General features: G+C 53.8%; 20 protein-coding genes and 1 riboswitch. Of the genes, 10 read left to right on the top strand and 10 right to left on the bottom strand.

Annotated features, from left to right (window positions below; genetic code table 11):
- Positions 1 to 6 precede the first annotated feature (6 nt).
- The 6 genes from NSS83_RS21910 to NSS83_RS21885 all read right to left on the bottom strand — a co-directional run bounded on the left by NSS83_RS21910 (position 7) and on the right by NSS83_RS21885 (position 7,068).
- Positions 7 to 744 (bottom strand): ABC transporter permease, encoded by a 738-nt coding sequence (locus NSS83_RS21910; RefSeq protein ID WP_341348756.1) that lies wholly within the window; start codon positions 742 to 744, stop codon positions 7 to 9.
- On the bottom strand, positions 744 to 1,655 hold the full coding sequence (locus NSS83_RS21905) for an ABC transporter ATP-binding protein (protein WP_341182877.1): 912 nt from the start codon (positions 1,653 to 1,655) through the stop codon (positions 744 to 746). The genes NSS83_RS21910 and NSS83_RS21905 overlap by 1 nt, the downstream gene beginning before the upstream one ends.
- A 271-nt stretch (positions 1,656 to 1,926) precedes the next feature.
- A complete protein-coding gene (locus NSS83_RS21900) occupies positions 1,927 to 2,514 on the bottom strand; it encodes a TetR/AcrR family transcriptional regulator (protein ID WP_341346463.1) in 588 nt (195 codons plus the stop codon).
- 93 nt (positions 2,515 to 2,607) lie between these two features.
- Complete coding sequence (locus NSS83_RS21895) at positions 2,608 to 3,870, bottom strand: prolyl oligopeptidase family serine peptidase (protein WP_341346462.1); 1,263 nt, start codon at positions 3,868 to 3,870, stop codon at positions 2,608 to 2,610.
- Between the two features lie 927 nt (positions 3,871 to 4,797).
- Positions 4,798 to 5,550: an oxygen-insensitive NADPH nitroreductase gene (nfsA, locus tag NSS83_RS21890; protein WP_341346461.1), complete on the bottom strand. Its 753-nt coding sequence runs from the start codon at positions 5,548 to 5,550 to the stop codon at positions 4,798 to 4,800.
- A 174-nt stretch (positions 5,551 to 5,724) separates the two neighbouring features.
- Positions 5,725 to 7,068: a PLP-dependent aminotransferase family protein gene (locus tag NSS83_RS21885; protein ID WP_341182881.1), complete on the bottom strand. Its 1,344-nt coding sequence runs from the start codon at positions 7,066 to 7,068 to the stop codon at positions 5,725 to 5,727.
- A 208-nt stretch (positions 7,069 to 7,276) separates the two neighbouring features.
- On the opposite strand from NSS83_RS21885, the gene NSS83_RS21880 reads away from it, so the two are divergent.
- Positions 7,277 to 8,215: a DMT family transporter gene (locus NSS83_RS21880; protein WP_341182882.1), complete on the top strand. Its 939-nt coding sequence runs from the start codon at positions 7,277 to 7,279 to the stop codon at positions 8,213 to 8,215.
- A 164-nt stretch (positions 8,216 to 8,379) separates the two neighbouring features.
- On the opposite strand, the gene NSS83_RS21875 is transcribed toward NSS83_RS21880, so the two are convergent.
- From NSS83_RS21875 to NSS83_RS21865, 3 genes are all read right to left on the bottom strand, one after another.
- Complete coding sequence (locus tag NSS83_RS21875; RefSeq protein ID WP_341346460.1) at positions 8,380 to 10,836, bottom strand: heavy metal translocating P-type ATPase; 2,457 nt, start codon at positions 10,834 to 10,836, stop codon at positions 8,380 to 8,382.
- 118 nt (positions 10,837 to 10,954) lie between these two features.
- Positions 10,955 to 11,155, bottom strand: coding sequence for a copper chaperone CopZ (gene copZ, locus NSS83_RS21870; RefSeq protein ID WP_341346459.1), 201 nt, complete (start codon positions 11,153 to 11,155; stop codon positions 10,955 to 10,957).
- A 365-nt stretch (positions 11,156 to 11,520) separates the two neighbouring features.
- On the bottom strand, positions 11,521 to 11,799 hold the full coding sequence (locus NSS83_RS21865; RefSeq protein WP_235218520.1) for a metal-sensitive transcriptional regulator: 279 nt from the start codon (positions 11,797 to 11,799) through the stop codon (positions 11,521 to 11,523).
- Between the two features lie 338 nt (positions 11,800 to 12,137).
- Here NSS83_RS21865 and NSS83_RS21860 point away from each other — a divergent pair, with 338 nt between their 5' ends.
- From NSS83_RS21860 to NSS83_RS21820, 9 genes are all read left to right on the top strand, one after another.
- Positions 12,138 to 13,658 carry an MDR family MFS transporter gene (locus NSS83_RS21860; RefSeq protein ID WP_341182885.1) on the top strand — a complete coding sequence of 507 codons (1,521 nt, stop codon included), beginning with the start codon at positions 12,138 to 12,140 and terminating at the stop codon, positions 13,656 to 13,658.
- On the top strand, positions 13,633 to 14,226 hold the full coding sequence (locus tag NSS83_RS21855; RefSeq protein ID WP_305954397.1) for a PadR family transcriptional regulator: 594 nt from the start codon (positions 13,633 to 13,635) through the stop codon (positions 14,224 to 14,226). Before NSS83_RS21860 ends, NSS83_RS21855 begins: the two co-directional genes overlap by 26 nt.
- Before the next feature lie 229 nt (positions 14,227 to 14,455).
- Positions 14,456 to 14,668: a hypothetical protein gene (locus NSS83_RS21850; RefSeq protein WP_036699028.1), complete on the top strand. Its 213-nt coding sequence runs from the start codon at positions 14,456 to 14,458 to the stop codon at positions 14,666 to 14,668.
- 65 nt (positions 14,669 to 14,733) lie between these two features.
- Positions 14,734 to 15,711 carry an aldo/keto reductase gene (locus NSS83_RS21845; protein WP_341182886.1) on the top strand — a complete coding sequence of 326 codons (978 nt, stop codon included), beginning with the start codon at positions 14,734 to 14,736 and terminating at the stop codon, positions 15,709 to 15,711.
- A gap of 743 nt (positions 15,712 to 16,454) precedes the next feature.
- Positions 16,455 to 17,771, top strand: a complete 1,317-nt coding sequence (locus tag NSS83_RS21840; RefSeq protein ID WP_341346458.1) for a hypothetical protein — start codon at positions 16,455 to 16,457, stop codon at positions 17,769 to 17,771.
- A 1-nt stretch (position 17,772) separates the two neighbouring features.
- Complete coding sequence (locus tag NSS83_RS21835) at positions 17,773 to 18,375, top strand: signal peptidase I (protein ID WP_341182888.1); 603 nt, start codon at positions 17,773 to 17,775, stop codon at positions 18,373 to 18,375.
- A 100-nt stretch (positions 18,376 to 18,475) separates the two neighbouring features.
- Positions 18,476 to 19,072: a TasA family protein gene (locus NSS83_RS21830; protein ID WP_341182889.1), complete on the top strand. Its 597-nt coding sequence runs from the start codon at positions 18,476 to 18,478 to the stop codon at positions 19,070 to 19,072.
- Positions 19,073 to 19,111: 39 nt separating this feature from the next.
- The gene (locus NSS83_RS21825) at positions 19,112 to 19,702 is read left to right on the top strand and encodes a TasA family protein (protein ID WP_036695621.1); all 591 of its coding nucleotides are present in this window, start codon (positions 19,112 to 19,114) and stop codon (positions 19,700 to 19,702) included.
- 262 nt (positions 19,703 to 19,964) lie between these two features.
- Complete coding sequence (locus NSS83_RS21820) at positions 19,965 to 20,297, top strand: helix-turn-helix domain-containing protein (RefSeq protein ID WP_036732876.1); 333 nt, start codon at positions 19,965 to 19,967, stop codon at positions 20,295 to 20,297.
- A 145-nt stretch (positions 20,298 to 20,442) separates the two neighbouring features.
- On the opposite strand, the gene NSS83_RS21815 is transcribed toward NSS83_RS21820, so the two are convergent.
- On the bottom strand, positions 20,443 to 20,586 hold the full coding sequence (locus tag NSS83_RS21815; RefSeq protein ID WP_341018495.1) for an anti-repressor SinI family protein: 144 nt from the start codon (positions 20,584 to 20,586) through the stop codon (positions 20,443 to 20,445).
- Positions 20,587 to 20,620: 34 nt separating this feature from the next.
- A riboswitch (cyclic di-GMP riboswitch) is annotated at positions 20,621 to 20,724 on the bottom strand.
- Positions 20,725 to 21,258 lie beyond the last annotated feature (534 nt).

The following is a 21,258-nucleotide window of genomic DNA, read 5'->3' as shown; positions in this document are numbered from 1 at the left end:
TGTACATTACACCGCTTCCTGTTTTCGCCTTATATAGACCGATAATAACATAAATACGGCCAGGTAACCGAGCAGCAGCAGCACAGCCTTCCACGACGGGGAACCTCCCGCTACAATCGCCCAGGCTCCACCTCCATAATTGTAGGACGGCAGCCAGTGCCCGATCTTCTGCATCAGCTTAGGCATAATGTCGAGAGGCATCCACATGCCCCCGGCCACCGCCAGCCCCATATAGAGCACATTGCTCACCCCGCTCGCCGTATCCACCCGCTTCATGGACCCGATAATCGTACCCAGCGCGAGAAAAGGCAGCGAGCCCGCAAGCAGCCACAGGCCACTAAGCAGCCACTGCGCTGCTGTCAGCGACACCCCGTTGATCAGATACCCGGCTGCGAAAATACACAGGATCGAGAACAGATGCATGACGCTCTGACCGAACATTTTGCCGAAAAAATATACCGGGGACGGCAGCGGAGTAATGCGGATAAACGTATTCCAGCCCTGCGTCTGCTCCTGCACCAGCCGGATGCCGAGGGTCATAATCGCCGAGCCCATCACGCTGAAGGCCGCCATCGACATCAGATAATGCGCCTGCCACTGCTTCGTATCGTCCGTCCCCGTATTCACCACCCGGGTGAAAATGAAGTAGAACATAATCGGCATGAGCAGCGACCAGAATACATAATAGGGATTGCGGATAATCCGCAGCAGCTCTGCCTTGCACTGGGCCATCATTGGTTTCATCATACTGCCGCCTCCTCTTGATTCAGGGTCAATTGCTCGAACGCTTCATCCAGCTTCCCCTGGTCGATCCGTACATCCTGCACAGCCAGTCCGTTCACGAAAATAGCGCGCAGCGCCTCATCCGTATTCTCTGTCGTCACATGCAGGCGTCCATCCTTCTCGTAGCAGCCTTCCACGGCTGGCAGCTCCAGCAATTGACTGCGCAGCAGTGCCGGGTCGCCGGACGCCAGGAAGGACAGCGACTTCTTAACCAGTCTCGCCTTAATCTCGTCCGGGCTTCCGTCCGCCGCCAGCATTCCCCGGTTGAACAGCAGAATCCGGTCCGCGATATCCTCCGCCTCCTGCAAATAATGGGTGGTGAACAGGATCGTCTTGCCCTGGTCGGCCAGTCCCCGCACCCTCTCCCAGAAATGCCGCCGGGCTGTCGTATCCAGCCCCACCGTCGGCTCGTCAAAAAACAGCAGATCCGGGTTGCCCGCCAGCGCCAGCGCGAAGCTGAGACTGCGCTTCTGTCCGCCGGAAAGCTTCTCCGCATAGCGGTTCAGATCCGCCGGCCCCAGCCCCGTCGCCTGAAGCAGCACCTCCATCTCCATAGGCTGCGGATAATAGCTGCGGATCAGGGCCAGAATCTCCCGGACCTTCAGCCGGTCCATGACGCTGACCTCCTGGAGCATGGCTCCGGTCCGCTGCTTCACTCTGACATCTGCCGGCTTAAGACCGAACACCTTCACGCTGCCCTCCGAAGGCTCAAGCAGGCCCAGAAGCATCGCCAGTGTAGTGGTTTTGCCGGCTCCATTAGGGCCAAGCACCGCTGTGATCGAGCCGCGGCTAATCGTGAAGCTTACCTGCTTCACCGCTTGCTTCTCCTGGAAGCTGCGGCTGACATTGTTCATTTCAATGACATGTTCCATCGTGTATCCCTCCGTGTCCTTCTGCCCTGTTGGCTATATTGCTATAGTACCGGAGACCGGAGAGAAGCATCAGTATGGACTGTCACCGATTCAAAGTGACAACTGTCACCCGGCAACAAGTGGAAACGGCTTTATCGTCCTTTTAAGGACAGTACCGTTTCAGCGAGAAATAGAAGGATAATTTATCATGTGAAACATATAAGTTTATATTTAAATAAGGCGCTCCTGTCCACGATTTCGATATCGTAGCAGGAGCGCCTCCGTGTGCATATTACTCAAACCTCAATTGCCCAATCGCCTGTTCCAGCATGTCGTTCAGCGTCTGTCCTCCGGGAGGTGCACTTACCCAATGGAAAACCGCTGTGCGTATCGCTGCCATAAGCAGCGCGGCCAATAAGTCCGGATACAGGTCGAGCTTCACATCCTTATGTGTACGTTCCGCAATCACCTTGGCCAGCTCCCGCTCAATCTCGATCTCCACCTTGCGTGTGGCGCCGAACAATGCCGGATCATCACGAAGGAGGACGACGCGGGCATACCACTGCCGGTCCGTTGTCTCGGCGAATCCGTCAAGCACAGCAGCCCGGATCGAGTCTTGCAGCGGTTCCCCGGACGGACGGCTGGCAAGGGTAGCCGCTATCCGCTCGGAACGCTGGTACGCATTGCCGACAATCGCAGCCTCTTTGGACGCAAAATAGTTATTGAACGTCCGCATGGAGACATTCGCAGCTGCGGCAATATCCTCCACCCGGACCTGGCTGGCCCCTTTCTCCATGGCAAGTCTGCAGGCTACATCGCTCAGCGTCCGCCTGGTCTCTTCTTTTTTGCGTTCTCTCAAGCCCTGTTTTTCATTCGTCATGTCACTCAATTGCTCCAATCCTTATATGTAGTCAAAGATCTGCGGTGCTGAAAGGGCAGCACCGCAGATCCGGCCCTAATCCTGCGGAATGGCTTACTGCGCCGGTTGTAGCTGAATGTTATAATCCAGTACCTCATCCAGCCAGTCAAACATTACCTGGTAGCTGAGCGGCAGATTGTTCAGCTGGCAATGCAGGTCGGCACCATCCTCCTCCGTCCCCTTGAAGATCGCATTCTTCTTGTTCGGAGCCTTCTCGTAAGTGTCGATCGCTTGCCGCTGCATCTCGGGATGCTCCGCTTCCGAATACATGGAGAGCAGGGGACACTTGACGTCTTTAGGATCAACCTCCATCACTTCTCCGGCTGAACCATGCCACCCGGCAATGCTGTCCAAGCCATGGGACCAGGCTAATCCGGCGAACAGGACCTGGCCGGTGTACGGCATCTTTTTGCTCGCTTCTTTCGCTTCCTCCGCGGTGCCACGCAGGAACGAAGGCATTCCGCGTTCAATGAAGGACGCCATGGAGTACACCGGTGAGTTGGGCACTGCCGCTGCGAAGCGGTCGTCACAGCTTGCATGAACCATCGTTTTGGCCCCGCCATAGCTCATACCGCTGACAACCAGCCGCTCAGGGTCCACATCCGGACGGGCCAGGACGAAATCCGTGGTGGCTCTGTAGACATTATACAGCTCTTCCCGCGGGAAGTTTCTGGCGGTCGCCTCAGGTTCATAGAACCGGACACATACATCATAAGGAAGATCTACGATCAGCGCGTTATATCCCCGGTCAATAGCCGCTTGCCCTCCGAGAAAATAAGTGTCTTCCTTGTGTGTCTCCCCGCCGTTATGAAAGATAATCGTTGGCTTAGGCGCATTACCGTGCTCCGCCTTCAGGAAGCACCCCGGGAACTTATACCCCTTGTACTCCACCTCGACCCACTCATGGGGAATCTGCTCAGACTTCGCATCAAGCGCCTTGCGGAAACATTCCACACTTTTGCCGTGATACCGCGCGAAATCCGGTTCACCGGGAAAAGCTCCATAGAAGGCTGCCCGGTAATACGAGTGGGCACGGATAAAAGCCTCGCTGGCACTGATCAGATGTCCCTTCTTCAGGCAGTTCTCTGCCGTTGCCTCGATTTTAACGGCTTCCTTCTCGAATTCAGTCTTCCAGCTGGCCAAAGAGTTCGGATCGATGTTCCGTGCAAGCTTAAATACTTCACCCTGCGACACACCGCCGCAATGTACGAACGACAGCAGCCACTGGAACGTGAACTCAATGTCATCCCGCTCGAAGAATACCTTATGCGTTAATCGTGCAGCCACCTTTGTCTCTTGCCCGTCTACCTGTACCATACCATTCTCCTCCTTCTCGAATCTATCGTTTCAAGATCATCCACAGCAGACACAGCCGCGAAGCGGAGAGGGAATTAGGCTACGGCGCGATTCCGGGCCCGGGTGTTGGCGTCCAGCGAAATCCAACCTCTAACCAGATTTTAGCACTTTCCATATTTTTGCGCAACACGCAATATTTCTTTAAATGCAATTTTTCTATGCACGCAAAATAATCAAACAGGAGTATACCCTTCCGCTCGCTTCGGCTCACTCACCCTTGCAGTAGCACATTGTATGTTGTTTTCGGTATACATTCACCCCGCTCACCTCAGCAGTAGCACATTGTATGTTGTTTTCGGTATACATTTACCTCGGTCACCTCAGCAGCAGCACATTGTATGTTGTTTTCGGCATACATTTACCTCGGTCACCCCGCAGTAGCACATTGTATGTTGTTTTCGGTATACATTTACCTCGGTCACCCCGCAGTAGCACATTGTATGTTGTTTTCGGCATACATTTACCTAAGATATCCCCGCAGTAGCACATCATAGCAATGTTCTGCCTATCTATGGCCAATTTTGATGGTTTGCAATCCCAGTAACCGCTTGTATGTGGCAGCATTGTTGTACTTATTGCAGGATTTCTATAGACATGTCACTGGCTGCGGTGCATTGTTGCATCATTTGCAGGAATTTCGGTGTTTTGAGCACGTGTGTGCTGGCTTTGTTGCATTTTGTGCAGCATTTCTTCATAGGCCGCTTATATTGGGCAGCATTGTTGCAATTCGTGCAGGAAATTTCAATATTTGTTACTGGCTGTGGCGTATTGAGCCTATGTACCTTCGCGCCAGCCTACAATATTGGGCTTTACGCATACGTTCGGTCTATCCTCCTCCAATCAAAAAAAGGCCTCCCCCACAGACTCTGGAGAAGGCCTTTCTGTTCACTACCTCTGCATGAATCCCTTGCTAAGCAGGAATTCCTTCATGTGCAGCCGGGCAGGCTGAGCCAGCCGGCCCGCCATCATCTCCGACCAGGAGGCTGCGCTCTGGCCGCCGGTACGCTCGCGCATGTAGTCGCTGGAGATCGCGTCGTACACCCGGGCCTGTTCCACTGCGGCTTCGGCATTATAGCCGTTATGATGCAGCACCGCCGCCTGCGGCAGACGCGGGCGGATGCCGTTCGCGGCGGCCGGATACCCGAGGCACATGCCGAAGACCGGATAGACCAGCTCCGGCAGGCCGAGCAGCTCAGATACCGCAGCGATCTCATTGCGGATGCCGCCAATGTAGACAATGCCAAGGCCGAGCGACTCTGCCGCAACGGCAGCATTCTGCGCAGCCAGCGCCACATCGACAGTCGCTACAATGAGATTCTCGGCCGTGTCCTCATAGGAAGGCTTCCCCTGCAAATGCGGAGCCGACGCTTCCCGCAGCCGGTACAGGTCCGCACACCAGACCAGAAAGACCGGGCACTGCTTGATGTAGCCCTGATTACCGGACAAAACGGATAGCTGCTCTTTAAGCGCAGGCTCGGTTACAGCAATAACCGTGTACGCCTGGACATTGCTGGAGGTCGAAGCCATCTGCCCCGCTCCAATGACTGCTGCCAGCAGTTCGTCGCTGACCGGCTTGTCCTGATACTGGCGGACAGAGGTATGACGGTTCAACAGCTCAAGGGTTTCATTCGTAGGTTTCATTATCGTTCCGCCTTTCTTCACTCCTATAATAAGCCTATTATGATCCCATTTCGCAGCTCAGACAACAAGGGGGGGGGCTTCCTTCCAGCCTCTTCGTCCCTCATTCGCCTCTTCCTTCTCTTCCGCCCTCTTTCGCCTCTTCCTCCTCTTCCTCCCCTTTCGCCTCTTCCGCCTCTACCACCCGCTCCCGCGTTTCACCTCCTGGACAATCGCCAGGATTCCCTCATCAATCTGCGTAAGCCCCGCACGGGAAATACTGATGCGCAGGAATTTGTCCCGGGCCTGGTAGCCCGGCAGATAGAAGCCGTTACCGGGTACCACCTGAATTTTGCGTTCCCCCAGACGCTTAACCAGACGCTCCAGATTAACGGTAAGCGGCAGCTTGAACTGGATATAGATGCCGGAGCTGTCCGCAGAAGCTTCGATTAAGCCGTCTGTATTATGCTGCCCGAGCGCTTCGTATACCGCGCGGATTTTTTTGGCGTACATGGCTTTGATCTTGTGCCTGTGATGCCCGTACATTCCGTTCTTGATGTATACCTCAAGCGCAGCCTGCGACAGCAGCGAGGTATCTGTATAGCCTTTATAGGAGCGGAAGCTCTCCAGCAGCAGCTCCGGTACCACCACCGCACCGAGCCTAAGGCCCGGGAAGATGATTTTGGAGAAGCTTTTGAGATAAATGACATGGGAAGTCTGGTCATACGCATAAATGGGGTCATAGCGCCGTCCGATCCCCAGATCCGCCATATAATCATCCTCGGCGATATAGACATCGTATTTGGCTGCCAGTCCGGCAATGGCCTTGCGCTCTTCTGTGCTGTAGGTTGTCCCAAGGGGGTTGTGATATCTGGGCATCGTGTAAAAAAATTTAAATCTCCCGCTGGCGAACCGTTCCTCCAGCTCCTGCAGGTCAATGCCCGCCGCCGAACGCCCGATTCCGCTCACCGGCAGCCCCTCAGCCTCCAAATACCTCAAAAAAATATCATACCCCGGCTGTTCCACCAGAATCTCCGTCCTGCCGCTGGGAAAAGGCATTCTCGCCAGTATCTCCAGCGCCTGCTGAATCCCCGAGGTAATCAGGATCGACTCCGCCTTCGCGAACACCTGATACTCGGCCAGATGCGATACCAGGGTGCGGCGCAGCGTCGCAAGCCCCAGGGCATCCCCATAGGTGAACAGATGGTATTTGTACTGGTCAATCGCCTTATTGAGGCAATGCTGGAAGTCCAGGTAAGGAAAAACGTTCAGATCCGGCGATGCCGAAGCAAAATCAACTGTCCCTTCGCTTCTAGCCGCTGCCGAATCATCACTCTTGTCCACCATGTAATATCCGCTCTGCGGAATAGAGTAGATCGTATGCATCCGCTCCAGCTCCCCGTAAGCCTTCAGTATGGTACTGACGCTACAGCCGTAGATTTCTGAAGCCCTGCGCACAGACGGCAGCTTATCTCCCGGGCGGTACTGCCCTTCCTTCATCTGCCGCTCCAGCTCTGTGATCACCTGATGATACTTGTTCATCGCCCGCCTCCGTTCGCCGTCATTACCATGCTATGCCGTGTATTTTATCCTATTATTCTTCCCTTATTATATAGGGATCACGGCAGACTGTACCGGTACAGTTGGGGAAACCTTGTATTGTTGGTGTACGCTTTTTCCTTTAATTTTAAAGTAATAGATCGAATGTTTACAGCATCCAATCTTCACTAACCTACAAGGAGATGTACCCATGCACAAACAAGGACTCAAGCTGGCCTACAGCTTCGCCGTACTCAATGCGGTCATTATCGGCTTCTCCTTCCTGTTCACCAAAGTAGCTCTGGTTCATGCCGGGCCGCTCGACACGCTGACCTTCCGGTTCGCTGCCTCCTTTGCCGTGATGTCAGTTCCGGTCGCCCTCGGCTGGGTTAAGGTATCCTACCGGGGCAAGCCGATTGGCCGGGCCCTGCTGCTCGCCGCGATGTATCCGCTCGGCTTCTTCACCCTGCAAGTCTTCGGACTTCAGCGCGCCACCTCAGCCGAGGGAGGCATCCTCTATTCGTTCACTCCGGTGGTGACTATGATCATCGCCGGGATATTCCTGAAAGAGAAGACCACTCTGCTGCAAAAGCTGTGCATCTTCCTCTCGGTATTCGGCGTAGTGTTCATCTTCGTCATGAAGGGAAGCGGCATCCAGCTGTCTAATATGACCGGAATTGTGCTGCTGTTCATGACTTGTCTCGCTTTTGCCGGGTACAGTGTGCTGGCCCGCTCCCTCTCCAGCCACTTCAGCCCCGCTGAGCTCAGCTACCTGATGATGGGGGTCGGCTTCGCCACCTTCCTGATCATTTCGCTTACCGGACATACCGTCAGCGGGACGCTTGGGGAGTTCCTGAATCCGCTGGGAAGCGCAACGTTTGTCCTGTCCGCCGTATATCTGGGGGTGGTAGCTTCGCTGGTCACAACACTGACTTCCACCTATATTTTATCCAAAATCGAGGCCTCACTCATGAGCGTGTTCACCAACCTCTCCACCATCGTATCCATTGCAGCCGGAGCAATTTTCCTGGGAGAGCAGATCACGGTTTATCACTGGATCGGTTCCTTCCTGATCATCGCCGGGGTCATTGGCACGAACTTGCTGGGCCGGAAAAAGCACGCTGCGGCTTCCGCAGCAGCCAGCGAATAAAGCAGCATAGATTGAATTCGCCTAGAAGGATAAGTTATCGTGTGAAACATATAACTTCTTATATTTTTTAAAAAAGAATCGCCGGCAGATACACGCCGGCGATTCTTTGCGTTGCGGCCTTCTGTCCGTCCGGATGAATCCGGCTGCGGCTGGCCGCATCATTCTTACAGCTTGACGCGCTGTAAACGCAGCGCGTTCAGTACAACGGATACAGAGCTGAACGCCATCGCGGCTCCGGCCAGCCAAGGGGCCAGGAAGCCGAGCGCCGCAATCGGGATGCCGAGCGTATTGTAGGCCAGCGCCCAGAACAGATTCTGCCTGATATTGCGCATGGTCTTGCGGCTCATCAGGATCGCATCCGGGATGCTCATCAGATCGCCGCGCATCAGCGTGATGTCCGCCGCCTCCATCGCCACATCCGTGCCGGTGCCGATCGCCATGCCCGTATCCGCGGTTGCCAGCGCCGGAGCATCGTTGATGCCGTCACCGACCATGGCTACCTTGACTCCGCCGCTCTGGAGCCTGCGGATCTCTTCCGCCTTGCCCTCAGGCAGCACCTCCGCCAGAACCGTGCGGATGCCCGCCTGATCCGCAATCGCCTGGGCCGTAATCTTGTTGTCTCCGGTAATCATGATAACCTCAATACCCATAGCATGCAGCCGGGCTACCGCCTCGCGTGAGGTATCCTTAATCGTGTCAGCCACGGCAATCACTCCCGCTACCGCATCATCGACAGCTACCAGCATCGCTGTTTTGCCTTCCTGCTCCAGCTTGGTCATGATCCCTGTCCACGGCTCGATATCCAGCCCGTTCTCCACCATCATCCGCCGTGTGCCTACACTTACCTGCTGGCCGTCTACAACCGCCGATACCCCGCGGCCCGGTACCGCCTCGAATTGGCCCGCAGGCGGCAGGTCGATTCCTCTGCCCTGTGCTCCAGCCACAATGGCCTCCGCCAGCGGATGCTCCGAGAGCTTCTCCGCAGCCGCTGTTATGGCCAGCAGCCGGTTCTCGCCAAGCACCCGGCCTTGCGCAGCAATTGCGGTAGTTGCTACAATATCGGTCAACACAGGCTTGCCGTTGGTCACGGTCCCGGTCTTATCCACGACCACCACCTTCACGCCCTTCGCAGCTTCCAGATGCTCCCCGCCCTTGAACAGGATGCCGAACTCGGCGGCCCGGCCGGACCCGGCCATAATGGAGGTTGGCGTCGCCAGTCCCAGTGCGCAAGGACAGGCGATGACAAGCACCGCAATGGCTTTTTCCAGGGCCTCTGCAAACTGCCCCGGCGCTCCCCAGATATACCAGACCCCGAAGGTTACAGCAGCAATACCAATCACAATCGGCACGAAGATCCCGGAGATGACATCAGCAATCCGCTGGATCGGTGCCTTCGAGCCCTGCGCTTCCTCCACGACTCTAATGATATGTGCCAGCGCCGTATCACGGCCGACCTTGCGGGCTTTCACCCGCAGCATTCCGTTCTTGTTCATCGTAGCTCCGATTACGGAATCCCCCGGCTTCTTCTCCACCGGGATACTCTCGCCTGTGAGCATGGATTCATCGACGGAGGACAATCCCTCAACGACTTCACCGTCTACAGGCACCTTCGTGCCGGGCTTCACCAGCACAATATCGCCGATCACTACATCTTCCACAGGAATACTCAGCTCTGCGCCGTCACGCAGCACCAGCGCTGTCTTGGCCTGAAGCCCCATCAGGCTGCGGATCGCATCCGATGAACGCCCCTTCGCCAGCGCTTCTAACCACTTGCCTAAGAGAATTAACGTGATCAGAACCGCACTGGTCTCGAAGTACAGCTCCACGGTGTGGTGCATCCCGCTCATTTTCAGCGAATCAATCGTCAGGTATAAGCTGTAAAAATACGCCGCAGAGGTGCCCAGCACCACCAGCACATCCATGTTGGCACTACCATTCTTGAGCGCCTTATAGGCGCTGACATAGAACTGCCAGCCAATCACGAACTGAACCGGGGTCGCCAGCACAAGCTGGAACCAGGGATTCATGAATAGCTCAGGCGTCCAGATCCAGGTTGTGAACGAGAAGTGGCCCGCCATGGCCCAGAGCAGCGGGAGAGACAACAACGCGGAGATCATCCACTTATTCCGCTTGCGTGTAATCTCTTCACTGCGCTGCTCCGCGATATCCTTCCGGTCCTGCTTAAGTGACGCCTTATAGCCGATGCTGCTCACCTTATCCATAATCTCGGCTGTACTGACATTGCCCGGCGAATATTCCACGTGGGCAGTCTCCAGCGCCAGGTTGACATTCACAGCCGCGATCCCCGGCATCCGTCCCAGCACCTTCTCAATGCGCGACGAGCAGGCCGCACAGGTCATTCCTGTTATATCGAAATCCGCCGACTCCTTCAGCGTATCGTAGCCAAGGGAGCGGATTTTCTCCTCAATCTGCGGCACATCCATAGCGGCTGGATCGAAGCCTACCGTAGCCTGCTCCAGCGCCAGATTGACATTCGCCCGGGATACCCCCTCCATGCGGGACAAGCCCTTCTCAATCCGCGTCGCACAGGCGGAGCAGGTCATTCCGGTAATTTGCAGCGTGGCCTGCTGCTGCGGGGCGGACTCTGTACTCTTTTCCATTCTCACGCACCTCCACATACCCCCAAGGGGTATATTTATTTTGAAAAGAAAAGGCATTGGCGCCCGGCCCTGTACCCCAGGGTTCCCTGCTCCAAGCCCTTATATTACAACAATTAGCTCACACTACGTCGTAGCCCTGATCTTCAATAGCGGCCTTGATCTTATCCAGGCTTACCTTATTCTCATCGAATTCAACAGCCACCGTCTTCGCCGGCAGATCTACCTTCGCCGCTGCACCCAAGCCGCCGACAGCCTTCTCTACAGCACTTACACAATGACCGCAGGACATTCCTTCAACCTTCAGTGTTACGTTCGACATTTGAATAACCTCCTAATTATTGTTGGTACAGGCTTAATTTGTGTTCATATTCTACAGCCGGAAATATAGATTGTTACGTGAGGAAGGGATAGCTCTGCTTGATTGTACTTTGTACAACAGATGCCGGATAAATCAGCCTTTGAATGGAATCTATTGTATTTTGTACAGTAGATTTTCTGCTTTTAGGCTCTTTCAGCTTATTTCCCTGACTTCAATTGTACGGAATACAATAGAATGGATATTTTAATCGTTAAGCAGGAATTCTATTGCACAAAGTACAATCAGACCCTTGGTCGTTATTCTTTTTTCTTCCTCACCACAGCCTGGAGAATTCGAACTATTAAATCCCATACAAAGCACAACCTTTATTTCATCAGCTTGTTCACCGTAACCAGCAGTTCGTCAATCACCTCATGCTCACCGGCTTCGATCCGTTCGATAATGCAGCTCTTCATATGGCCTTCAAGCAGCAGCTTGCCCACACTGTTCAGGGCCGCCTGCACCGCCGCCAGCTGATTCAGCACATCATCACAATAGGTATCCCGTTCAATCATGCCTTTGACTCCGCGGATCTGCCCTTCAATCCGGTTCAGCCGGGTCGTCAGCCCATTCTTGAATTCCGGAGAATGATGACTCTTACGCACACCGGAAGCAGTAGAATGGCAGGCTTCTGCACAATCCTGTCCGGCAGGGTCCTTCTCATTTGTAGACACAGGAATCAGCCTCCTTATGTACCAATATAATATACCCCCCACGGGTATGTCAAGACCTCAGGTGACAAGCAGCCTTTTTTCCCTCCTCCAGATACTTTGCCCTATTTCAGCAGGAATAAAGGACCGGCAGATAAGGAATACCAAGTACACGCATGCAAGTTCCCAGCAGCTCCCAACCTGTAGGTCCTCTTGAAAAAAAACAATTGCCACCCTATTCAAATTTGACTATAATGAAATTCCATTGAATTTTAAACATAAAGGAGCTTAACATGCACAGCAAAGAAAGTAATCTCAAGCTCGTCATTGTCGGACTGCTGCTCGGTATTCTGATGTCAGCCATGGATAACACCATTGTTGCCGCAGCTATGGGCACGATTGTCTCCGACCTCGGGGGACTGGATAAAATCGTCTGGGTCACCTCCGCCTACATGGTCATGGTTATGGCCGGAACCCCAATCTTCGGCAAATTGTCCGATATGTACGGACGCAAACGGTTTTTCATCTTCGGGCTTATCGTGTTCCTGATCGGCTCCGCCCTGTGCGGAACGTCGGCGAGCATTACCCAGCTCAGTATTTACCGTGCGATACAAGGGATTGGCGGCGGAGCACTCATGCCGATTGCCTTCACGATTGTCTTTGACATCTTCCCGCCTGAGAAAAGAGGTAAGCTCACCGGACTCTTCGGTGCTGTCTTCGGAATCTCCAGTGTGATCGGGCCTCTGCTTGGTGCGTATATCACCGAGTATGTGAGCTGGAACTGGATTTTCTATATTAACCTGCCCATCGGGATTGTCTCGTTCTTCCTTATTATGACCTCCTACAAGGAATCCATCACGCATTCCAAGCAACGGATTGACTGGGGCGGCGCGTTCACCCTGGTGGCAGGGATTATCTGCCTGATGTTCGCCCTGGAGCTTGGCGGTAATCAGTATGCCTGGGATTCTGCGGCCATTCTCGGACTGTTCGCTGCGTTCGCCGTGCTTCTGATCGCCTTCATTATCATTGAAAAATTCGCGGCAGAGCCGGTCATCTCCTTCGCCATGTTCCGGGGGCGCCTGTTCGCAACCAGCAGTATACTTGGCTTGTTCTATGGTTCAGCATTCATCGTAGCCACGGTATATATCCCAATATACGTCCAGGGGGTATACGGCGGCTCCGCCACCAACTCAGGCCTGATTCTGATGCCGATGATGATTGGCACCGTAATCGGCAGCCAGTCCGGCGGCCTGCTTACCACCAAAACGAGCTTCCGCAACATCATGCTGCTGTCAGCAGTCTGCTTCGTGGGCGGGATCTATTCCCTCAGCACCTTGACCCCGGAGACCCCCCGGATGGCGCTTAATGCCTTCATGGCATTGACCGGCTTCGGTGTGGGCTTCTCCTTCTCCGTGCTCAGCCTGTCTTCGATCCAGCATTTCGACATGCGCCAGCGCGGTTCGGCAACGTCCACCAGTACCTTCATGCGCTCGCTCGGGATGACGCTGGGGATTACAATCTTCGGCATTATCCAGCGTAACCACTTCGCCTCCGAGCTGAGCACAGCCTTCGGAGACAGCGGGCAGGCCGCTTCCTTCGGCGACCCGCGTTCCGCGTTAACACCCGAGGCCAGAGCACAGATTCCGGCGCCTGTACTGGAGAAAATCACGAACTCACTGTCTTCGTCGATCTCACATACCTTCTTGTGGGCCATCGTTCCGGCGGTGCTTACGGTGGTGTTCGTCCTTCTGATGCCGAAGGACCGTCTGCTGCCGCAGGGCAGCCAGCATGGTGCAAATCAAGGTCAGCGGTAAGCCCATGCCGATGAAGCTGCTGATTCTGGGACTTTTGCTGGAGCGGAATATGCATCCCTACGAGATTACCCTGGTCATGAAGGAACGCTCTATGGATCAAGTCATCAAGCTTCAGACCGGTTCCTTATATTACGCCGTGGACAAACTGGCCGCAGGCGGCCACATCGAGGCGGTGGAGATCATTCACAGCCCGGACCGGCCGGATAAGACCATCTACCGCATTACGGATAAAGGCAAAGAATTGATGGAGCAGCTCATTCTCCAGCAGATTAAGAAAAGTGATCCGCCGTATCATCCGCTGTACATGGCCCTTGCCCTCGCGCGTCATATCGACCAGGGCAAGGTGGCGAAGCTGCTGGAGGAACGCATCCGGGAGGCGGAGCATCAGGTGAATTATGCCTATCAAGTATACGAGGAGCATATCTCCATCGTGCCCCGCTCGGTGCTGCATATGATGTACGGCAGATATGAACATAGCCAGACCGAGCTGAAATGGCTGAAGCGCCTGTATGAGGATGTAGCCGTCCGCAGACTGGATGATATCGGCAGACCGATTATCGGAGACTAATAAAACACCTATGAACCAGGGGGATTGTCTATTCTGCCGTTACCGGCAGCAGGCAGTCCCTTTGGTGTCTGGAGTACGTCCTCGTATCGCGGATTTCAGCCGCTGTAACTGTTTAGCGAAGACAATATGTGTTTATGTAGGGAGCAAACCGCCGGCGAGCGGCTTAGGCAACTGGACTGAATGCCAACCCCCGCCTGACGGATACTCTGGAAAGGGAAGTGAAGCCGCTATGAGCGATGACAAAAAGCCGATCAGAGACGAGCGTGACCACCCGGAGCAATACCCTACAGACAAGCCCAGCCTGTTCGATGTAGATGAGAGCCAGCAGCATGTGGACCCGATACCCGTAGAGGACCTGACACTCGAGAAAGAGGAAGAGAAGGATAAAGAGACCACGAAGCACCGTTCCTCCAGCGACAAGCGATACCACACCGGGTTCTAAAGGTGTAGGCTTGTCCGGTAGCATAACCGGAGCATTCTCAAGCTGAATACTATGGAGGGATCACTTTGCTGAAGGCGTTACCCCTTAACCGGCGCGGCATACCTGCCAGCCGTATCGCGCTGGGCTGCATGGGACTGGGAGGAGGCTGGGACCGCGAACCGGTCACAGCTGCGAATATGAAGCAGGGACATGAGGCACTGGATGCGGCGCTGTCTATAGGTATTAATTTTTTTGATCATGCGGATATTTATACCCGGGGCAAGGCGGAGAAGGTGTTCGGGCAAATCTTCAAGGAACGTCCGGGGCTGCGCGAGGACATTCTCCTCCAGTCTAAATGCGGCATCAAGCTGATGGAGCCGGGAGACCTCTCCAATAGCTTCGACCTCTCCAGGGAGCACATTCTGTCCAGCGTTGATGGAACTCTCGCACGGCTGGGCACAGAGTATATTGATATTCTGCTGCTGCACCGGCCCGATCCGTTAATGGACCCCGAAGAGGTGGCGGAAGCGTTGCATCAGCTCAAGGCCTCCGGCAAGGTGCGCCACTTCGGCGTCTCCAACATGAGCGCCGCCCAGATCCAGCTGTTACAGACCTATTGCGACGAGCCGTTCATTGTCAACCAGCTGCATATGAGCTTGTCCCGGATCAGCTGGGTCGACGCCGTACTCAGCGTGAACCGCGACCCGTGGAAGGACATTACGTTCCCGGAGGGCACCATGGAGTATTGCCGTGCCGGGAATATCCAGCTACAGGCCTGGGGCCCGCTGGCCCAGGGACTCTTCAGCGGACGGCCGCTTGAAGGCCAGCCGGAGAATGTCGTGAATACAGCGGCCATGGTACGGAGACTTGCTGACGAGAAGGACGCGACACCCGAGGCTATCGTGCTGGCTTGGCTGATGACGCATCCCGCAGCCATTCAGCCTGTTATCGGCACAGTGAATCCGCAGCGGATCGCTGCCTGTGCAGGCGCGGACCAGCTAGAGCTATCCCGCAAGGAATGGTATGAGCTGTACGTCACCTCGCGCGGGGAGAAGCTACCCTGAACTTGGATTTCACCAGAAATCACCTGATTGAACAGGTTCAGATTCGGCGAAACCGGACATTTTCATAAAACTAGCGGAGAGGGCTGTCCCAAAAGCGATGAATTGGTTGCTTGGGACAGCTCTTTATTGTGGAGTAGGATCAACGTAAGCACTTAGGTGGACGCTCCGCAAATAGAACGTTGTTCCAATCGCTGTTTAAGCGGTATACGAAACACCCAAATCATAAGAGAATATCATTTGAATTCTCTTCCCAAAAAAGAAAGCAGCGATTCTCCATTAACGGAAGAATCGCTGCTTTTGGGACAGCCCCTTCGTTTAGCCAACTGATGCAGCTGACTGATTGTATTCGCTTTTTCGCATACATTGAGCCCGATTACCTTCCTCATTTCCGCTCTCCCCCACTTTCGCCCCATTAAGGTGCACTTGTGCCCCTCATTTCCGCTAACCGCCCACTATCTGCGAACAACGCCTATTCACTTCATCTCCCCCTCATCTTTCTCTCACCTTTCTCCGCTCCTCCCACCCGTCCCGTTCGTTCTTTATAAAGAACATTTGTGAAAAACAGCGATAACCGCAGATACAGCGAGATATCGCACCCAATTCGTACTTTATTGCGAACATTCCGCTGAAATTAAGATTTTTCTTTTTCAAGCGGCGCAGTGTATGATTTGTTTACGATATCGTTCTTTATTAAGAACGAATATAACGAATAACTCATTAGCAAGTTGAGAGGGGGCTTAGCTATGTACCCCAGATCTGCCAAGCGGCGCAAACGAAAAACCAGGAGGCTCGGCCTGCGGATTCTGCAATCGGGTATGGCTGTCTCTGTGCTTCTGATCTACACCTCGGGCCAGATCGGCAGCACCTATGGAGAGTTCAACACCTCACAGGAGCAGATCAGCTCCATCGGGCTGTGCTCGGTATTCCCGGGTCAGATTGAACAGCTGTTGTCCGAATTCAGCGGGCACCTAAGCACCCTCATAGAGCTGAAATCTTCCCTTGGCAGCCATAGCATCAGTGGAGTGTATAACACCTCCTCAGCCGCTACCGGAGAGCTATCGCTTGCAGAGCTGGGTCAGGCTGCGGACGAACTCTCGTCTGAGCTCACTCAAGCTGGCAGCGAGATCGATCTGCTGGATAAGCAACTAAGCTTCAACGGGACGGTCTGGCAACAAATCCTGCAGGAAATTGGCTACGCAGCGGCCATCCTGCACAAGCTCGGAGGTTATATGGTGAATCTCGATCCTAACTGTCTGGAAATCCGTGATGCACAGTTCTTCGACCAGATTCAAGAGAGTCTTCATCAAAGCGGGATTCTGTCGGAGACGCTGGCGGAGACGTTAAGCGGAATTGTGCAATACCTCGGCTCGATTCATGATATCGGCGGATCCTTGCCTACCGGCAATCCCGACCGCATCTTACTCCGGCAGGATGACTACAGCTTCCCAGCCGAGGAGCCTATCCTCTCGTTCGTAACCAGCGCCTATCAGGCAGATTCGCAGGTCTCCCCCACGCTGCTGGCCGCGTACGAGCAGTTGAACACCGAATTAACGGCGTCCAAGGATACCCTGTCCTCCACAATCCACACCTTGCAGGAACGGCTGGCAGAAATCGCTGACGCCAAGACGGCCCTTGAGGACAAGGCGAAGGCACAGCAAGAGGAAGAGGAACGCCTGGCACTTGAAAAGACCGAGAAAGCCAGAGCGGAGGAAGCCGAACGGCTCGCCCTAGAGAAGCAGAAGGCTGCTGACGAAGCGCTGAAGCTGGAGCATGAACAAGCCCAGAACCAGCCGCCCGCAACCAGTCCTCCCGACAAAAGCCAGCCGGCAGAGGAGCCCGCTCCAACAGCTCCTGTACAGGACAATCCAGTCCCCACAGCTTCAGCAGCAGCAGAGGTTATTGCTCCAGTGGCCACGCCTGCGCCTGAGATTCTTTTACCGGTGGCAACTCCAGATCATGAACCAGGCAGCGTAATTCCAGGTACTGTCGTGGACGGCGGGCAGCCTTCTCCTACAGCTACACCGTCTCCACAATCCGACACCAGCAAAGGCGGCGAATAAGATGCGCATCCGAAAAATAGCCAATACGATCATCTCCACACTGATTCTGCTAGTGTTCCTGGTGCTGATCACAGCCGTTGTGATCTCCAAAGCCTCCGGCGGCGAGCCCTCCTTCTTCGGCTATCAGATCAAAACGGTATTGTCCGGCTCCATGGAGCCCGGCATCCAGACCGGTTCCATTGTAGCCATTAAGCCGGGCGGGGACATGACCCGTTTTCAGAAAGGCGATGTGATCACTTTTCTGAATCCCGATAATATTCTGATCACCCACCGCGTGGTCGATGCCGAGCTGAACAATGCACTGGGGGAAGCCAGCTACACCACCAAGGGCGACAATAATGATGCCGCCGACACAGCAGCCGTCAGCTCCACGAATGTAGTAGGTGAGTACACCGGTGTAACCGTACCCTATGTGGGCTATGCCATGAGCTTCGCAGTCTCCAAAGCCGGAAGCGTAGTGCTGATGATTATTCCCGGACTGCTGCTGCTCCTCTACGCGCTGTATTCTTCCTGGAAGGCCGTTGCGGCACTGGAAAAGAAAAATGTCTCCTCATCCGCAGCCAGCGCCGGCACCCCTGATACTTTGACTGACCTTGTACAATGACCGATTGTCCTCTCCCGTTTACGAAACGCGGAGCCACAATACAGCTTGCCGGAAGCACCGGCTATGCACCCAATAGACTCATTAAGAGAGGGATGAACAAATGAACGTCAAAAAAACATTAGGTCTCGGAGTTGTATCGGCAGCATTAGGCTTGACCCTGGTCGGCGGAGGCACCTTCGCTTACTTCAGCAGTACTTCTACTTCTTCATCTTCTTTTAACAACGGAACTTTATCACTTAAATCTGATCCCTCTGTCATTGTTAATCTCAGCAACCTCAAGCCGGGAGACAGCATCTTAAGAGATTTCAAGCTTATAAATGACGGGACGCTTAACATTCCCAAAGTGGTACTGCACACCTCATCGGCTATTACAGACGCTCTGGGAGACAACGGCTCCCATAATTTCAAGGATGATATTATTGTGACCTTCCTCGCGAACAAGGATAAGCAAGAATTGCCGCTCCTGGTCATCTCGCTGGCCGATCTGGAGAAAGAGAGTCCCGATCTCGTGGCCCGGGGAATTGTCGGAGCGATCTTAGGCGGAGAGAAATCCGGCATTAAAGCCGGTACCTCGGATAACCTGACTATCCAGTTTGCCTTCAAGGAAACCCTCCAGCCGCAGAACTATTATCAGGGCGATACGCTTGCGCTGACGCTGAATTTTGAAGCCAACCAGGAAAAAGGCAGTCTCAAATAATTTACCAACAAAACAAACCATTCGAGGAGGAAATCAATCATGGGTATCAAAAAAACATTGGGTCTTGGCGTAGCATCGGCAGCACTGGGCTTGTCTTTAATCGGCGGGGGCACCTTCGCTTACTTCAGCTCCACAGCCACAAGCACCGCAACCTTCGCCGCAGGTACGCTGAAGCTCGGCTCCTCCTTCAATACTCCGGTAGCGCTGACGAATCTGAAGCCGGGAGACTACACCGTCCGCACCTTTACCTTGTCCAATGACGGCACACTGGATATCAAATTCCTCAAGCTCGCTACCACATACACCGTAACCGATGCCAAGGGCGACAATGCGGGCCAGGATCTCGGAGACCACTTCAAGGTCAAGCTCCTGGATAATTCGTACACCGGCGGTTCACTAAGCGGTCATGTGCTGTCCGAGATCTCCCTGAAGGATCTGAAGAACACCCCAAGCTACGATCTCGTAGCAGCAGGTATCCTGCCGGGAGGGATTGCCGCAGCCGGTTCCAAGACCTTTAAGATCGCCTTCGAGTTCGTGGACAATACGCTCGATCAGAACATTTTTCAGGGTGACGGCTTAGCTCTGAACTGGACCTTCGATGCTCTTCAAGGAGTGGGAGAAGCCAAGTAGATCAGGAATCCATCAAGACAGCACATCCTTCCCCAACCGGGCCGGGTGTGCTATTTTCTTTTCTACAGGCTGCCGGCTCAATGATTTTGTCCGATTTGCGGTTTTTTGTTATACTGACAAGTGAAAACGGCTTTGCCGTCCCTCCTATGAACGGGCGGTGCCGTTTCCGCGAGAGAGATAGGGATACGGTATAGCGCGAAGCATATCACTTCTTATCTTTTACCAAAAAAGTACGGAGGGCGTTGTAATCGTGTCAGATACTATGGGAAGCCGCATCCACAAACTCCGGCTGGAGAAGGGCTATTCGCTATCCGAGCTTGCGGATAAGGCTGATGTGGCGAAATCATACCTCAGTAATGTGGAACGGAATATTCAATCCAACCCCTCCATTCAATTCATCGAAAAAATCGCTGACGCGCTTCAGGTATCCATTCATGCACTGCTGTATGGCGGATTGGCAGAGACGGAAGAACAGGCCCTGGACGGGGAATGGTTCCGGCTGGTTCAGGAGGCTATGGCCTCCGGTATAAGCAAACGTGAATTCAAGGAATTCCTCGATTACCAGAAATGGCGCATGGAACAAAAGGACAACTAAACACAGCATTGTATGTCACAGGGAAGACTCCGCACGGCAGGGAGGCCGCCTTCGGCGAAGGCATGCTTTCAAGCGGCATACAGAAAAGGCACAGCGTACCGGACGCTGTGCCTTTTCTGTATGTATCCGAACAATGATGACCGCCTTACATCGCCTGGAGCGCCTTCTCACTTAGAAACCGGCGGATCTCCTCCGCCGCGATCCCCGCCTGCTTGGCAGACATCAGCAAGTGCACCCATTCTAAATCCAGATCTACTGCCTGCAGCTCGTCATTCCCCTGGTTGGACATATCCAAGAAATCTCCTCCTAGAATTTTCGCGTCCCCAGGCAGTCCGGCCATCATAGTAGTATTGCTACTTTGTAGTATCTCTACTTTAGATCCGAGACTTTGTGCCCCTGTCTTTCGGCAGGTTTACCTTTAACTGGACCCTCTCCATCATGAAAGGATCTGGCAAGAATCGATGAAACCGTTCTCCGCAATAACATTATACAAGATCATGCGCGATTAGTGTGTCGTTTTCTGGAATTTTTTTATGATAAAATGTGAGGAAACTTAGCTGAAATTGCCAGCGTCTTGTATAAATATTTCCAGTCCCAAGTTCAAACCCTAGCTAATAGTTTAAATATACTAAAGGGAACTCTAACTGCTCCGCCTTACCGCTGCGCGCAACCTCGTATAGAGACAATTACCCATTTGTATAGATGACGGACTGTGATAGGAATTTATAGTTAGATAGCACTTAAGAATTAACAAAAGCAAAAGAAGCGGAGGGGAATTTTGCTTATTTATGATAGTTCCGTATGAATACTGTAATGAATCATGCCAAATTGCGAACGGATTGACCGAAAGTATGAATTGATTACCCCGCCGGAAAGTAGCACAATAAGGTGAGAATGAAACCGCAAACATTTGCAGCTCCGCCAAGTGGCACACTGGATGCCTCGCGTGGAGTTTATCCGT

It is taken from the genome of Paenibacillus sp. FSL H3-0469, assembly GCF_038051945.1.
In the GTDB taxonomy this organism is placed as follows: Bacteria; Bacillota; Bacilli; order Paenibacillales; family Paenibacillaceae; genus Paenibacillus_AQ.
Note: the sequence above shows the minus strand (reverse complement) of the source record. Positions and strands in the feature narration are given on the sequence as shown.

What these genes read in the sequence shown, in the direction of transcription:
- NSS83_RS21910 (WP_341348756.1), bottom strand. Translation starts at nt 744, where the DNA reads ATGAAACCAATGATGGCCCAGTGCAAGGCAGAGCTGCTGCGGATTATC.
- NSS83_RS21905 (WP_341182877.1), bottom strand. Translation starts at nt 1,655, where the DNA reads ATGGAACATGTCATTGAAATGAACAATGTCAGCCGCAGCTTCCAGGAG.
- NSS83_RS21900 (WP_341346463.1), bottom strand. Translation starts at nt 2,514, where the DNA reads ATGACGAATGAAAAACAGGGCTTGAGAGAACGCAAAAAAGAAGAGACC.
- NSS83_RS21895 (WP_341346462.1), bottom strand. Translation starts at nt 3,870, where the DNA reads ATGGTACAGGTAGACGGGCAAGAGACAAAGGTGGCTGCACGATTAACG.
- nfsA (WP_341346461.1), bottom strand. Translation starts at nt 5,550, where the DNA reads ATGAAACCTACGAATGAAACCCTTGAGCTGTTGAACCGTCATACCTCT.
- NSS83_RS21885 (WP_341182881.1), bottom strand. Translation starts at nt 7,068, where the DNA reads ATGAACAAGTATCATCAGGTGATCACAGAGCTGGAGCGGCAGATGAAG.
- NSS83_RS21880 (WP_341182882.1), top strand. Translation starts at nt 7,277, where the DNA reads ATGCACAAACAAGGACTCAAGCTGGCCTACAGCTTCGCCGTACTCAAT.
- NSS83_RS21875 (WP_341346460.1), bottom strand. Translation starts at nt 10,836, where the DNA reads ATGGAAAAGAGTACAGAGTCCGCCCCGCAGCAGCAGGCCACGCTGCAA.
- copZ (WP_341346459.1), bottom strand. Translation starts at nt 11,155, where the DNA reads ATGTCGAACGTAACACTGAAGGTTGAAGGAATGTCCTGCGGTCATTGT.
- NSS83_RS21860 (WP_341182885.1), top strand. Translation starts at nt 12,138, where the DNA reads ATGCACAGCAAAGAAAGTAATCTCAAGCTCGTCATTGTCGGACTGCTG.
- NSS83_RS21855 (WP_305954397.1), top strand. Translation starts at nt 13,633, where the DNA reads ATGGTGCAAATCAAGGTCAGCGGTAAGCCCATGCCGATGAAGCTGCTG.
- NSS83_RS21850 (WP_036699028.1), top strand. Translation starts at nt 14,456, where the DNA reads ATGAGCGATGACAAAAAGCCGATCAGAGACGAGCGTGACCACCCGGAG.
- NSS83_RS21840 (WP_341346458.1), top strand. Translation starts at nt 16,455, where the DNA reads ATGTACCCCAGATCTGCCAAGCGGCGCAAACGAAAAACCAGGAGGCTC.
- NSS83_RS21835 (WP_341182888.1), top strand. Translation starts at nt 17,773, where the DNA reads ATGCGCATCCGAAAAATAGCCAATACGATCATCTCCACACTGATTCTG.
- NSS83_RS21830 (WP_341182889.1), top strand. Translation starts at nt 18,476, where the DNA reads ATGAACGTCAAAAAAACATTAGGTCTCGGAGTTGTATCGGCAGCATTA.
- NSS83_RS21825 (WP_036695621.1), top strand. Translation starts at nt 19,112, where the DNA reads ATGGGTATCAAAAAAACATTGGGTCTTGGCGTAGCATCGGCAGCACTG.
- NSS83_RS21820 (WP_036732876.1), top strand. Translation starts at nt 19,965, where the DNA reads ATGGGAAGCCGCATCCACAAACTCCGGCTGGAGAAGGGCTATTCGCTA.
- NSS83_RS21815 (WP_341018495.1), bottom strand. Translation starts at nt 20,586, where the DNA reads ATGTCCAACCAGGGGAATGACGAGCTGCAGGCAGTAGATCTGGATTTA.